A 12,946-nucleotide genomic window follows, 5' to 3' on the forward strand; every position below is an offset into this window, starting at 1 on the left:
TCGATGTCGGGCGAGCCTCTCGTGCGGGCGGTCGGCATCGTGAAGCGTTACCCGGGCGTGACCGCGCTCGACGGCGTTGACTTCGAGGTTCTCCCCGGCGAGGTGCACGCGATCGTCGGGGAGAACGGGTCGGGCAAGTCGACGCTCCTCGGCGTCATCTCGGGCGCGATCCGGCCGGACGGCGGCCATGTCGCGAGAGGCGGCCGGAATCCCCGCGTGCTCCAGCCTGGCGATCCGGCCGAGAGCCGCGCGGCCGGCATCGCCCACGCGCAGCAAGAGCCGCAGATCGCCCCGGCGCTCAGCGTCGCCGAGAACGTGATGATGGGCGCGTGGCCGACGCGGCTCGGCTGGGTGCGCTGGCGCGAGCTCCGCCGCCGGGCCGCCGAGGTGCTCGCCCGCATAGGCGTCGACCTCGACGTCGATGCGCCCGCGGGGCAGCTCCCGCTCGGCCGGCGGCAGCTCATCGAGATCGCGCGGGCGCTCCTGATCGAGCCGCGCGTGCTCCTGCTGGACGAGGCGACGAGCGCCCTCACCGACGATGACGTGGCGCGGCTGTTCGGCGTCGTCCGCGCCCTGCGCGACGAAGGGGTGGGGATCGCGCTGATCTCGCACCGTCTCCGGGAGGTCTTCGAGCTCGCGGATCGGGCCACGGTCCTCCGGGACGGGCGCGTCGTCGGAACGGTCGCGGTGGCGGACACGACGGAGCGTTGCCTTGTCTCCATGATGGTCGGCCGCGATCTCGCGAGCTTCTGGCACAAGGAAGCGGTCCCGATAGGCGCGCCCGCGCTCGTCGTACGCGAACTGCGGCGTGGCGTTCTCCGCGACATCAACCTCACCGTGCGACAGGGTGAGATCGTCGGCCTCGCTGGGCTCGTCGGCGCAGGCCGGAGCGCGCTCGTGCGGACGCTGATCGGCGAGCGGCGCGCGCTGGCCGGCGAGATCCTGGTCGACGGCGAGCGCGTGCAGATCGAGAGCCCCGCCCACGCGCTGCGCCTCGGCATCGCGTGCGTGCCGGAGGATCGCAAGGCGCAGGGCATCGTCCCCGAGTGGCCGGTCCGGATGAACGCGTCGCTCGTCGCGCTCTGCGCGCGCGCCCCGTGGGCGCTCATTTCGCGAGGATTCGACCTGGCCGCGCTCAAGCGCGGCGCGGGCGGGATGACCGTGCGCGCGGCGAGCGTCGATCAGCCAGTCGGCCGGCTCAGCGGCGGCAACCAGCAGAAGGTCGTCCTCGCGAAGAACCTCGCGATCGCGCCGCGGGTCTTGATCCTGGACGAGCCGACCCGCGGAATCGACGTCGGCGCGAAGACCGAGATCTACGCCGAGCTGGCGGCGCTCGCCCGCGCAGGGATGGGCCTCCTTGTCGTGTCCTCGGAGCTCCCCGAGCTGCTCGGCGTATGCGACCGCATCTACGTCATGTTTCGCGGCCGCATCGTGGCCGAGCTGCCGCGGCACGAGGCGACCGAGGAGCGGATCGCGTACTACAGCACCGGCGCGCACGAGGTCCTGGGAGCCGATGTCGACCGCCGCTGACCGCGCCTCGGGGAGGCCTCCTCCCGGCGCACCCCCGTCTGCGCTGGGCCGGGCGCGCGACGTCGTGCGGCGGAACCTCGGCGTCGGCTCGACGCTCGTGCTCCTCCTCGCGTACCTGGGCGTGACCCAGGACCGCTTCTTCACGTGGGACAACCTCGACAACATCCTGCGGACCAACGCGGTGCTCTTCGTCATCGCGGTCGGCCTCACGTTCGTCGTCATCAGCCTGGGCATCGATCTCTCGGTCGGCTCGCTGACCGCCCTCGGGGGCGTGCTCCTCGCCGATCTCACCGGCGCCGGCGTCCCGCCGCTGCTCGCGGTCGCGCTGACCGTCCTCGCCTGCGGCGCGATCGGCGCGGCGGTCAACGGTGGCCTCATCGCCTACGGCGGATTCAACTTCTTCGTCGTCACGCTCGCAACCATGCAGGTCTTCCGCGGCGTCGCGCTCGTCATCAGCGACGGCACCCCCAGGTCGACCATCGAGCACGATCTGATCCAGCAGCTGGGGGACGGCAAGCTCGGCGCGCTTTCGATACCGGTGCTCATCGCCATCGCCGTCGGCGCCGTCGGGCACGTCGCGCTCACGTACAGCCGGTTCGGCCGCACCGTCTACGCCGTCGGCGGCAACGAGGCTGCCGCCCGCCTGTCCGGCGTCAACGTGCGGCGCGTCCGCCTCGCCGTGTACACGATCTCGGCCCTCACCGCCGGCGTCGCCGCCGTCATGCTCACGGGCCGGCTCACGTCCTCCCAGCCGGTGAGCGCCGCCCTGAACCTGGAGCTCTCGGCGTCGGCCGCGGTGCTGCTCGGCGGAGCGAGCTTCTCCGGCGGCCAGGGAAGCATCGTGGGTACCGCCGTCGGCGTCCTCTATATCGGCGTCATCGACAACGGCCTTACCATCGCCGGCGTCCCGTCCTACTGGAGGGGTATCGCCACCGGCGCCATCCTCGTGATAGCTATCGGATTCGACAGGATTCGAAGACACTGACGAGCGGTCGTGAGCGCATCGAGCGCCGGAACCATGCCGGAACGGAGGGAGAGGGGGATGATGAACCACTGGGGGAAGAGAGAACGCTCGGGCCGGCTCGCCGCCGGCCTCCTGGCGACGGCCGTCGTTATCTCCGGCTGCGACAGCGGCGACAAGGACGCGTCGACCGCGACCGCCGGGGACAAGGCCGCTCCTGCGCAGGCCGCCCCGACCGCGGCCGGCAGCGCGGTGGCCGCCACAGGCGCCGTGCGCAAGACGTTCACCGTCGGGATCGCGGGCGGCAACTACGCTATCGAGAGCGCGCGTGCCCAGTACGAGGGGCTCGCGAGGGCTGTCGCGGACCGGGGCATGAAGTTCAGGTTCGCCGACGCCTCGCTCGACATCAACAAGCAGGTCTCGCAGATCGACCAGCTCACGAGCGACGGTGTCGACGCCATCGTCGTCAACCTGATCGGCGATCCGAACGCGGTCGCCGGCCCGATCAAGCGGGCGAAGGAGAGGGGCATCAAGATCTTCTCCCTCGGCGGCCCGCTCCCTGGCGTCGAGGGCGTGATCGCCGAGGCCGATCTCCCGAACACCACCATGGGCGCGCTGTCCGCGAGGTACATGTGCGAGAAGACCGGCGGCAGCGGCCAGATCGCGATGATCATGGCGATCGAGATCCCCGTCCTCGCCGAGCGCTGGAACTCGTTCGAGGCGGAGCTGAACAAGGGGTGCCCTGACGTGAAGATCGTGGACAGGCAGCGCGCCATTCCCGACGACGCCCCCACCGCCCGCGCGCTGGCCGAGCAGATCCTGATCAAGCACCCTGACATCAAGGGCATCTGGGCGATGGGCGACGCTCCCGCCCTCGGAGCTGGCCTCGCCGTCAAGGCGGCAGGGAAGAAGATCATCGTCACCGGCATGAACGGCGAGACGAACGGGGTCAATGGCATCAAACAGGGCGTGATCAGCGTCACGTGGGATATCCAGCCGACGGAGATCGGTGTCCGGCTCGGCAACATCGTCGCCGACGTGCTGGAGGGCAAGCAGCAGCCGGGGCCGCTCGTGAAGTTCACGACGCCCGAAGATCAGGTCACGGTGTGGGATGCGACGACGATCGCGTCGTACAAGCCCTACGATCAGCGGGTCACCTACCCGAAGCTGCAGTGAGCGGCGCGCTGGCTGTCCACGTCGCTCGGTGTTCGGCGCGGCTTCGTCAGCTGACGGGGTGCAGGAACGACCGCACGACCTCGCGCGCTTCGCTGATGGCGTCGGTGCGCGAGAAGGTGACCCACGGCGCCGTTGCCACGTACTTCTTCCACTTGTGACGGCTGCTGCGGCCGGACCCCCAATCCTCGGCCGTGAAGAAGGCGTCGAGCGCGCTGAGGCTCATTTCGCGGCTGGCGAAGGCGCTCTCGATACAACGCTTGGTGGCCACGGGATCGAGCGTGCAGTGCCGGGCCAGGAGCACCAGATCGATGAGCGTCTTCGGGTGCCAGCGACCACGCGGACCGAGCTCCACCAGCGAGTGAACCTTCCAGGCGAACATCACCTCGGGGGCGACGGCCGGCAGCGTGAAGCCTTCTAGCTCGAACGGGCGCGGAGCGACGCCGAGCACCTCGCCCCAACCGAAGTCGACCTGTAGCTTTCGTTCGCCGCGTGAAAGCTCGAGCCGCAGGCCAGGCCAGGGCGTTTCGAGCCAGATGCCCCACGCCTTGACGCAGAGGTCAGCGACGACGCCTTCAGCCGGCAGCTCGCTCGAACCCAAGAGCCGATTCACGACGCGCGTGGCGCGGTCGAGGCTCCAGTCGCCCATGAGAACGAAGTCGAGATCCGCCGCGACGCGCCCGGGGACCCAGCTCGCCGTGAGCTGGCTGCCTCGCAGCACGGCGTCGGCGCCGAATTCGGTGCGCGGCATGAGCTCGAGCCACGAACGGATCAGGCTCATGCCATCCACCCCGTGTCCACGTCGAGCGCCGAATCATAGACGGTGTACTCACGCGTACGATTGCGCAGAGGCAGACCGAGCCGCGCTGCGAGCGCCAGCACCTGATCGAAGCGCGCGTCGGCCGAAGCTTGCCCCAGGCCCCACGAGCGCAGCGTGACGAAGCGGAGCTCGATGCCGTCCGCGCGCGGCGCGCCGCGCGACAGGTAGGCCCCCAGCTCGGCAAACGCGCGCGAAACCTCGGCCTCGCTATCCGGCGAAGGCAGCACGACCTTGGCGTGGTGCTCGAAATAGTTGGTGCGCGGCGCCCGCGCGGCCACATCGTCGGTGAGCGGCAGATCGCGATGCGGGCCGACGGCCTCCACCTTGGTGCGGATGACCTCGAAGCCGGCTTGCGCGAGATCGCGAGCCAGCTGATGTACGACCAGCAGGACCTCCTGCAGCGAGCCGCGGTGGTGTGCACCCGTCATCGGCTGACGCGGCGTTCGGCCGCGCGGCAGCGAGATGAACAGCGCCCTCACGCCGAGCGCGTCGCAGGTCCTGGCGAACGCGGCTTCGTCGCAGGCGGCGACGGTCACGTGAGACTCGAACACGCCTTCGAAGCCCGTGCCACGCAGCTCGGCGGCGAGCTCGAGAAAAGGCAAGAGTCGCATATTGACGACGTATTTCGAGCTCCGGAGCTCGGCCAACGTGCGCTCGAAGCCGTCCGGGATCCACACAGGGTCCCAACCGTAGCCCTGCTCGCCGCGCGGTCCCTTCGCGACGCTCCCGGAGTTTTCACCTGCAAAGAGCTTCACGCTGCGGCCGTCCGCCGTGTACGCCACCACCACGCGGGTCACGCCGCGCAGGCCACCGAAGCGAGCGCAGAAAGCGGCGGGCCCGAGCTCTTGCAGCAGCTGCTTCACCTGCGCCCCCGCGAAGGCCTCGCTCGACTCCAGGTACATGCCCGTATTTTCGATGAAGCAAGGTGTCTCGAGCTGTCTGAAGGCGTCGAGCACGCGCGCCTCGGCGATCTCTTCGAGCTTGTCGGAGTCGCCTTTGGCGAGCGTGATGCGCGCGCGTTTGACGTGCAGCCCCGACAGCAGGCGCTTGGCCTCGTCGTGCCGCCAGCCGTTACCGGTGACGAACGTGACCGTCTTCATGGCTTCCAGTTCCAGACCGCTTCATGCCCTGAATTCTCGGGGAGGAGCGCACCGTCGATCTTGTCACTGCGCACGTATTTCGCCATGCCGACGACGCGCCCGGCGCGCTCGACCCGCCAAACAGCGCCTTCCGGCGGCTCGATGGCGCCGTGGCCGCCTCTGCCCAACCGTTCGAGCATGGCCGAGATGCCGAGCGCGCCACCTCGATGCAAGAGCGCCGGACGAGGAAATGCGCCTTGCAACCGAGCGTCGAGCTCGTCGAACGTCCATTGTCGGCCCTCATGAAAGCCGTCGAAGACCACGAATGGCTCGTGGCGGAGCTCGTAACGGGTCGAATGCGCAAGCGCGAGCCATTCGCCGACGAGCCACCCACCGGGGTGGAGCAGCTCGCGAAACGAGGTCGCGCGCTGCTCGACCCAGGCCGCGAACATCTGGCGCCCGGGGTTCTCGGAGCGCGCGGCGAGCGTGCCTTCACGGCCCAGCGCCAGCACGGCGTCGCCGAGGCGCGCGACCGCGACGCAGGAGCCGTCGAGCTTCTCTTGCACGAGCACCTCTTCTCCGGGGCGCGACGCGACCAGACAGCGCTCGGCAAGCTCGAGCGGAGCTGTGCGGTCGGACGAGCCAGTGCGAGAGCCGGGCAGGTGCGGAATCTTGAAGTAAGCCTTCCGGCCGAGTGGGCGTTCAAGCTCGACCACGGCTCACTCCACGCGTCGTCCCTCCCGCGATGATGTGCGCGAGGCGCAGCGGCTCGGGGATGGCGCCGTGCAACGTGGTCCGTTCGATGAGCTCGCGCCCCTCCTCGAGCGACAAGCCGGCGCGGTGCACCCACAAGCCCGCGCAAGGCTCGATCGGTCCGGCTCGCTCGAGCACGCTCCGCTTCTCATGCGCGCTCTTCACCTGTTCGAGCGCTTCGAGGAATTTCTGTAGCTTTGGCCGCTTGCGCATCACGACCATCACCGGCACCCCGAGCTCCTCCGCCAGGGCGTTGATGTCGACGACATTGAACCCCGCCACCGTGATGCCCTGCATCAGCACGCCGCGCACGTGAACCAAATTGTTCTCTTTCACGAGCGCTGCCATCACCCCCGTGGCGTCGCTGCCATCTTGCTCGACGTACCCACGCACCACGATGTCGAGCCGCGTCCCCGAACAAACCGTCCCCACGAGCGCTACCTTCCCACCCTCTCCCCGCTCGAACGGCGCATCGTCGAACCCAATCACATTTGAAATTCGTCGGCTGCGCATGACTCGGCGTTGGAGCGCTTACTTTAACCAAATGGCGTCACGGTCAACAGCCTGCGAAGGATAGCCCGCGCAGAACCATTCCGGCGTGCCAATAATTTTCCACCCGCGACCGGCGGCCGGTCTCATGGATCCGGCCGCATCATCCCCTGCGGGCGCGTCATCCTCCTGCTCCCCGAGGCGAAGCTCGAGGGCGCCTCAGCGCTCCACGTGCAGCAGCGCCTCGGGCCGCGCAAGCCCGGCGAACTCAGGGGCACTTCAGGCAAAGAGGCGCTCGCGGCTTGAGTCGAGGCGAATGCGACAACAACCTTGAAGCGCACCGAGAGTGTCAACGCCGTTCTGGACTCGTGCGAGAGTACACGCGTGATCAAGCACCCGCGCACGCTGCTCTCCGTCCTCGTCGGATTGGCCGTAGGCTGGCTCCTGCCCGCTGGCTTCCCGCTTTCCACGCGTCTACTCCTCGCGTGGGACGCAGCGATGGTGCTGTGGCTCAGCGCCGTCGTGGTCTTGATGCTGCGCTCCGACGTGGAGCGCATCCGCAAGCGAGCGGCCGACCAGGATGATGGGGCGATGGTGATCCTCGTCGCAAGCTCGCTCGCGGCGTTGGCGAGCTTGGCCGCGATCGCGCTCGAGCTCAGCACCGTCAAGCAAGGAGCGAGCGCGAGCGGACTCCACCTGGCGTTGGCCGGCGGCACCCTGTTCTGCTCGTGGGCGTTCGTACACCTGAGCTTCACCCTGCACTACGCGCACGAGTACTACGGCGCCGGGTCGAGCCAGAACGGCCTGGAGTTTCCCGGACCCGACCGCGACCTCGACTATTTCGACTTCGCGTACGTCGCCATCAACATCGGCGCTGCGGGACAAATCTCCGACGTGCAAGTCACGAGCCCTACCATCCGTCGCACGGTCATCGCACACACCGTGCTCTCCTTCTTCTTCAACACCACGATCCTCGCACTTGGAATCAACGTGGCGGCGAGCGCGTTGTGAGCGCGTCGCGCGACGTCCGATCGGAGATGGCGGCCGAGGTGGCACAGGACCGGAGCAGGTGAGAACCAGCGCCAGCAGGCCCAAAAGCGAGCCAGTCCCATGGACCTTCCGGACGGCACCAGCAGGCCAATCTCGTCGTAGTGCCGCAAGGCGCGAACGGTCAGAGCTGTTCGCCGGAGATCGATTTACGTGGCCGATATCGTGGAGGCTCGGCCTGCGCGAGCGGCGGCGCGTCAAGGCGACAGGTCGAGCTCGAAGAGCGGGAGCAGCCGGCCAGGGATGCTGGCAGAGCCCTTCTCGCCCACGCGCCGCGCGCCGCAGGCCTCGTAGAACCGCCCGGCGTTCGGATCGCCCTGGATCACGAGGACGCGGTACCCTCTTCGCCGCGCTTCGTCGCGCGCGTGCGCCAGGAGCGCGCGGCCATGACCGCGCCCGATCTCCTCCGGCTCGACGAAGAGGTGGCCGAGCTCCACCCGGGTCGGGCTCAGGGCCTCGAGCGTGTAGAACCCGAGCGCCTCGTCTCCGCGCACCAGGACGAAGGTCGGATGCCGCGCCACGTACGCCGGCGAGATCGAGAGCTCTGCGCGGCACGCCTCCATGAACTCGCGCGTGTAGCCCCAGTGCGCCTTGGAACGGAGGGCGAGCGCGCCGAGGAGCTCAGCCTCCTCGGGGCGAGCGGCCCGGATCACGGGGACCTCGGGCAGGCGAGCCGCCCGGGCGCCCCGGGGCCGGCGGCGCGCCGGTCTCCGCCGGGCGGTGTCTGCTGGCGCAAGGGCATGGCTTCGGCATTCTAGGGACGGGCTCCTGACCTCGCCATGGCCTTCCGCGGAGCGAGCGCGCCTGTCGGCTACAGGCTGCCTCGTGTGACGTCCTGAGCCGGAGGGACGCTCAGCCCTTCCCGCTCGTCGTCCCAGGCAACCGCGCTGATCTTCCAGCCGGCGGGCGTCTTGACCAGCTGGATGGACTTCGTGCCCCTCGCCTCGAAGCGATGCCCCGAGAGCAGCCCGGACTTGCTATAACCACAGAAGCGCTGCGCGATGTTCCCGAAGAGGTCTGTCTTCCCCCAGACCTCTTCCTCGGAGAAATCGACCAGCTCCCCGCTCGTCAAGAGCTTCTCCCTGGGCTCGATGAACGAGCGCAGGTCGTAGATCGTCGGTGTGTCTCCGCAGGTCTTGATGATCACGCCCTCCGCGAGGAAGAGCGCGCGCAGCGCGTCGAAGTCCGGCCGGACTCCACCCTTGTTTCCAAAGGCCTGAAAGAAGGCGTGTACGACGGCGTCGATGGCGCGCTCGTCCTCGCTGCGGGTCATGGTAGGCCGGCCTCCATCGAGGGGTCTTCAGAGGATAGCACGTGTGCGACATCCACGCGCCTGGATGTGCTGCGCTTCTGCAGGACCATGCCGGGGTGGGCCTCGGAGGACGCGCCGGCTACGGCGCCTCGACCACCGTGCGCGACTCCTTCGCCTGGATCACGTCGGGGAGCAGGAACGGCACCAGGTGCGTCTGGTTCTTTCGCCAGAGCTCCGCCTGATCGCGGAAATGTGGGCTCTCGGCGTCCCAGACATTGCCTCCAGGAATGGCGTTCCACGCCTTCGGCCCCGCCGGGTCGAGCTCCACGACGAGCCGTTGCGACGGGCCGTGGACGTACCGGAAATCCGGTGACTCCTCGAGCGCCCACGAGAGGCGGTAATCCGAGGAGTCGACCGCGAACTCGTCGCCGCCGCGCGGAAAGCCGCCGCTCCAGAGGGGATCGCTCGGCGGAGGGATGCTGAGGCTGCTGAAGAGGGGGAGGAGCGCGTCGAAGGTGACCGTGTGAAAGGCGCCCCAGCGGGGCGCCAAACCCCCGGAGCCGCCCTGTTGGGGGAGCCAGGCGAGGGCGTCGAGCAGGGCGCGCAGCACGCGCTCGTCCCTGGACTCGACCGCTGGCGTGCCCATGTCGTCCCACAGCGTGCTGTCCTGCACGGCCGGATCGAAGGTGGCGAGCTGCTCCCGATCGGCGGAGAACAGGTGGAGGAGCGCCTTCGCCGACAGCTCCCGGGAGAACGATGAGAAGCCCATCTGGCCGAGCTCGTCGCCCAGCACCCGGCGCACCACCCGGACGAGCCAGAGGTTGAAGACCAGGGTCGCCTCCGAGGCGCGGGCGTCGATCGCGCCGGGGCCCTCGCCCTCGTCCGCGAGCGGCGTGGCGGTATCGAGATCGATGCCGGCGGCCGCCTTGTAGTCCGCCTCCTTGCCCCAGCCGTCGAGGAGCGCCCGCAGAGCGGCGAGGCGCTGCGGGTCGTAGGCGGCGTCCGCGACGATCGCGCTCAGCTCGGGGTGAGTACCGGGCGTCGCGCGCTCCTCCTCGGCGCGGTCCATGGCGCGGAGGAGGTGAGGCACGAGCCTCGCGCCGAGCGCCGACTTGATGTCGCCCTGGATCGCCGCGCAATCCTCCGGCGACAGAGGTCCCTCGTGGGCATCGATCCGCTCCTGGATGCGGCCCTCGCGAAACCCGATGTCGAAGCTGCAACCCAGGTACATGGGGGTGCCGTCGGGGAGCGTGCCGTTCGATGGATCGTTGTCCAGGGAGTCCCCGATGGGGTCGTTGTTCGCCGTGGCGATGTATCCCGCCGGCGGGTTCTTCGCCCAGGGGATGAGGTGCTCGGGGAGCGTCCCGGTCCACTCGGCGGTCCCGTCGCCGGGGAGCACCATGCAGGGGAGGACGCCCGTAGAGGTGGCCGCGTCCCAGGCGAACGCCTCAGGAGACCGCGTCGGGATCGCCGCGTGCGTCGTCCAGAGGATGTCGCCCGCGGCGTCGCCCATCACCCAGTTCTGCGCGCCGACGCTGAATTTCGAGAGCGACTCCTGCGCATCATCGACCGAGCGAGCGCGCAGCAGGCCGAAGATGGCCTCCAGCTCCTTCGTTGGCTCTAGCCCCGTCCAGCGGACGCTGAGCGCGCCCACGGCCGGGTCAGGATCCACCACCGCGTGGTCGACGATGGTCGGCAGGAGCGGGCCGTGATGGGGCACGATCGGGACACGGTAGGTATAGGGCTCCCTGCCAGCGATCGCGATGACCTCCTCGACCGTCTGGAGGGGCACTGGATTGCCCTTGAAGAGCACGGCCTTGCCGTCGGGCGTGAGCGTCTCGGCATAGACATCGGTGACATCGTACATCGCGACCGTCGCTCCCCACCCGACGTGCTCGTTGTGGCCCAGGATGATCCCCGGAATCCCGGGGAAGGTGACGCCCCCGACGTGAACATCGCGGCTCGCGTCCTTGCCCTCGGGCGCGGTGACATGGATCGAGACGGCATACCAGACGGCCGGCGCGCTCAGCGACAGGTGGGGATCGCTGGCCACGAGCGCGTGTCCCGTCGCGCTCCGGCTCGCGTGGATGGCCCAGTTGTTCGAGCCGAAGCCCTCCGGGGCGACCTTGCTCCTGGCGCGCTGGACCGCGCTCAGGTAGCCGGTCAGCGACGAAATGAGCTTCGCGCGGCCCGGCGCGGCGCGGCCCGGTCGTCGCGCGCGAGGCGCTCTCTTCGCCGCCTTGTCCTCCGCCTTCTGCGCCTTCTCCCGCGCCGGGGAGGCCGGATAGCCGCTGCTGGTCACCGCGGGCTCGGAGGGGGCGAACCTCAGGAAGTCCCGCTCGAAGCCGGCGCGCTTCTTCGCGAGCGGATCGGCGCTGCTCGACGCGAACGTCGTCCGGGCGGCGTCGAAGAACTGCTGCATGGTGATGTCCAGCTCGGCGTCGAACGACAGGAGGTAGCTCTGGAAGCGGCTGATCACGAGCGAGTCGACGCCGCTCCAGTCGGTGAACGCCTTGGCGGGTATCCCCGTCGCGCCTTCGGGGAGGAGGATGTCCCCGGAGCGGATCTTCCTGAACACCTGGGTCACCCCGTCCGCGTACGCGTCGAGCATCTGGCGGAGCTCCCCCTCGGGGAGCGCGTCGTACTGGGCCCTGGCGATCCGACCGAGCCCGACGTGGCGGAGAGCGATGTCCTGATCGATGGTGGTGGGATCGAGGTCGCCGAAGAGCTCTGCGAGCCTCCCCTCGGCGGTGCGCCGCAAGATCTCGAGCTGAAGCGCGCGGTCGCGCGCCGTCAGATACCCTTCGACGCGCATCGCGTCCACGAGGTTTTCGGCATAGATATGGGGCCTACCGTCCCTGTCCTGGACGACATCGACCGCAGAGAGCAGGCCGTCGATGGTGAGCCGCCCGTCGACGGGCAGATCCGGCCGATCGCCGAGTGGACCGAACGTCGCGGAGGAGGGCGGGCTGCCGTCGGGCGCGCCCGCGTCGGGATCGCTGGGCGCGCCCGCGTCGGGCGCGCTGCTGCCCGCACCAGGGTCGTCCGAGCACCCGAGCATGCCCGTGAGCCCGGTGACCAAGGCGAGGACCCAATGTGCCGAAGATGATGACAGTCGCATGAACGCTCCTTGGTAGGATGGAAGCGAGCCACCCTGGCGGTGTCGTCGCGCGACGCGGTGGCTGGAACAGCACGCCGTCAAGCGAGGTAGGGTTCGGAGCTCCTTTCGCGCTGTCCGCCAACTCCTCACCATCAGCCAAGAGCACCTCGCAGGACGTCCCGTCCTCGATCGTCCCCAGAAGGTCGAATTGTCCCAGGTTCGTCGCGCGGCACCCACCGCCAGGCCAGGACCACGATGAGCATCGTGCACGCGATCTCGATCGTCGCGAAGAACAGGTAATAGCCGGTAGGGGCGCCGATCAAGAGCGACCCCGCGACGGCCGCGGTCTTGATGATGCCGGCGACGATGTTGGCCCACCGGTTGGCCCGATGTGGCAAGACGCGCGACAAGAGCGTCATCGCGATCGGGATCTCCATGAGCACGGCGGCGTAGAAGAGGAATTCGCCGGTGATCCGGAGCGAGTCGACCTGGCCGCGCAGGTACTGCGTCAGGAGGGTGGAGTCCATCAGCCCCATGACGTCGGCATACAGGTAGTTGAACATCGCGAAGACCCACAGCGCCGAGAGGAGGCGCTTCATGTCCCGAGGCGGCGGCTGGAGGGAGGCGGACGGCGTCGAGATCGTGCGTTCCGTGTGCTGCATGCAGTCAACGTAGCGGGTCGTTCGCGTTCAGGCGCTGATTGAATCGGCAGATTCGCTGTGCAACGGTGCACAGGTGGACT

The 12,946-nt window shown here is 68.9% G+C and carries 12 protein-coding genes; 4 read left to right on the forward strand and 8 right to left on the reverse strand.

The genetic code is table 11. From position 1 onward, the window contains the following. Positions 1–3: 3 nt before the first annotated feature. From WME79_RS12350 to WME79_RS12360, 3 genes are read left to right on the forward strand one after another with little or no spacing between them, the layout of a single operon-like run. Entirely contained in the window at positions 4–1,530 is a 1,527-nt protein-coding gene (locus WME79_RS12350) for a sugar ABC transporter ATP-binding protein (RefSeq protein WP_437535000.1), read from the forward strand. Continuing rightward, entirely contained in the window at positions 1,514–2,515 is a 1,002-nt protein-coding gene (locus tag WME79_RS12355; RefSeq protein ID WP_437535002.1) for an ABC transporter permease, read from the forward strand. The genes WME79_RS12350 and WME79_RS12355 overlap by 17 nt, the downstream gene beginning before the upstream one ends. A 57-nt stretch (positions 2,516–2,572) precedes the next feature. After that, positions 2,573–3,667: a sugar ABC transporter substrate-binding protein gene (locus WME79_RS12360; RefSeq protein WP_437535003.1), complete on the forward strand. Its 1,095-nt coding sequence runs from the start codon at positions 2,573–2,575 to the stop codon at positions 3,665–3,667. Positions 3,668–3,713: 46 nt separating this feature from the next. Here WME79_RS12360 and WME79_RS12365 read toward each other — a convergent pair whose 3' ends face one another. From WME79_RS12365 to WME79_RS12380, 4 genes are read right to left on the reverse strand one after another with little or no spacing between them, the layout of a single operon-like run. Beyond that, positions 3,714–4,445: a nucleotidyl transferase AbiEii/AbiGii toxin family protein gene (locus WME79_RS12365; RefSeq protein WP_437535004.1), complete on the reverse strand. Its 732-nt coding sequence runs from the start codon at positions 4,443–4,445 to the stop codon at positions 3,714–3,716. Further along, positions 4,442–5,584 carry a non-canonical purine NTP pyrophosphatase gene (locus WME79_RS12370; RefSeq protein ID WP_437535005.1) on the reverse strand — a complete coding sequence of 381 codons (1,143 nt, stop codon included), beginning with the start codon at positions 5,582–5,584 and terminating at the stop codon, positions 4,442–4,444. The genes WME79_RS12365 and WME79_RS12370 overlap by 4 nt, the downstream gene beginning before the upstream one ends. Continuing rightward, positions 5,581–6,279, reverse strand: a complete 699-nt coding sequence (locus WME79_RS12375; RefSeq protein WP_437535006.1) for an RNA ligase family protein — start codon at positions 6,277–6,279, stop codon at positions 5,581–5,583. The genes WME79_RS12370 and WME79_RS12375 overlap by 4 nt, the downstream gene beginning before the upstream one ends. Then, complete coding sequence (locus WME79_RS12380) at positions 6,266–6,829, reverse strand: DUF99 family protein (protein ID WP_437535007.1); 564 nt, start codon at positions 6,827–6,829, stop codon at positions 6,266–6,268. Before WME79_RS12380 ends, WME79_RS12375 begins: the two co-directional genes overlap by 14 nt. Before the next feature lie 306 nt (positions 6,830–7,135). Between WME79_RS12380 and WME79_RS12385 the strand changes: the two genes are divergently transcribed. Beyond that, the gene (locus WME79_RS12385) at positions 7,136–7,816 is read left to right on the forward strand and encodes a DUF1345 domain-containing protein (protein WP_437535008.1); all 681 of its coding nucleotides are present in this window, start codon (positions 7,136–7,138) and stop codon (positions 7,814–7,816) included. 233 nt (positions 7,817–8,049) lie between these two features. On the opposite strand, the gene WME79_RS12390 is transcribed toward WME79_RS12385, so the two are convergent. The 4 genes from WME79_RS12390 to WME79_RS12405 all read right to left on the reverse strand — a co-directional run bounded on the left by WME79_RS12390 (position 8,050) and on the right by WME79_RS12405 (position 12,866). Beyond that, entirely contained in the window at positions 8,050–8,505 is a 456-nt protein-coding gene (locus WME79_RS12390) for a GNAT family N-acetyltransferase (RefSeq protein WP_437535009.1), read from the reverse strand. Between the two features lie 158 nt (positions 8,506–8,663). Next, entirely contained in the window at positions 8,664–9,125 is a 462-nt protein-coding gene (locus tag WME79_RS12395) for a DUF4440 domain-containing protein (RefSeq protein ID WP_437535011.1), read from the reverse strand. 118 nt (positions 9,126–9,243) lie between these two features. After that, entirely contained in the window at positions 9,244–12,225 is a 2,982-nt protein-coding gene (locus WME79_RS12400; RefSeq protein WP_437535012.1) for a penicillin acylase family protein, read from the reverse strand. A gap of 131 nt (positions 12,226–12,356) precedes the next feature. Further along, positions 12,357–12,866 (reverse strand): DUF6326 family protein, encoded by a 510-nt coding sequence (locus WME79_RS12405; RefSeq protein ID WP_437535013.1) that lies wholly within the window; start codon positions 12,864–12,866, stop codon positions 12,357–12,359. Positions 12,867–12,946 lie beyond the last annotated feature (80 nt).

Source organism: Sorangium sp. So ce726, from assembly GCF_051521405.1.
Classification (GTDB): domain Bacteria; phylum Myxococcota_A; class Polyangia; order Polyangiales; family Polyangiaceae; genus Sorangium.

Excerpts from the sequence above, each read along its gene's own strand:
- WME79_RS12405 (WP_437535013.1), bottom strand. The coding sequence starts at position 12,866 with ATGCAGCACACGGAACGCACGATCTCGACGCCGTCCGCCTCCCTCCAG.
- WME79_RS12380 (WP_437535007.1), bottom strand. The coding sequence starts at position 6,829 with ATGCGCAGCCGACGAATTTCAAATGTGATTGGGTTCGACGATGCGCCG.
- WME79_RS12370 (WP_437535005.1), bottom strand. The coding sequence starts at position 5,584 with ATGAAGACGGTCACGTTCGTCACCGGTAACGGCTGGCGGCACGACGAG.
- WME79_RS12365 (WP_437535004.1), bottom strand. The coding sequence starts at position 4,445 with ATGAGCCTGATCCGTTCGTGGCTCGAGCTCATGCCGCGCACCGAATTC.
- WME79_RS12355 (WP_437535002.1), top strand. The coding sequence starts at position 1,514 with ATGTCGACCGCCGCTGACCGCGCCTCGGGGAGGCCTCCTCCCGGCGCA.
- WME79_RS12360 (WP_437535003.1), top strand. The coding sequence starts at position 2,573 with ATGATGAACCACTGGGGGAAGAGAGAACGCTCGGGCCGGCTCGCCGCC.
- WME79_RS12395 (WP_437535011.1), bottom strand. The coding sequence starts at position 9,125 with ATGACCCGCAGCGAGGACGAGCGCGCCATCGACGCCGTCGTACACGCC.
- WME79_RS12350 (WP_437535000.1), top strand. The coding sequence starts at position 4 with ATGTCGGGCGAGCCTCTCGTGCGGGCGGTCGGCATCGTGAAGCGTTAC.
- WME79_RS12400 (WP_437535012.1), bottom strand. The coding sequence starts at position 12,225 with ATGCGACTGTCATCATCTTCGGCACATTGGGTCCTCGCCTTGGTCACC.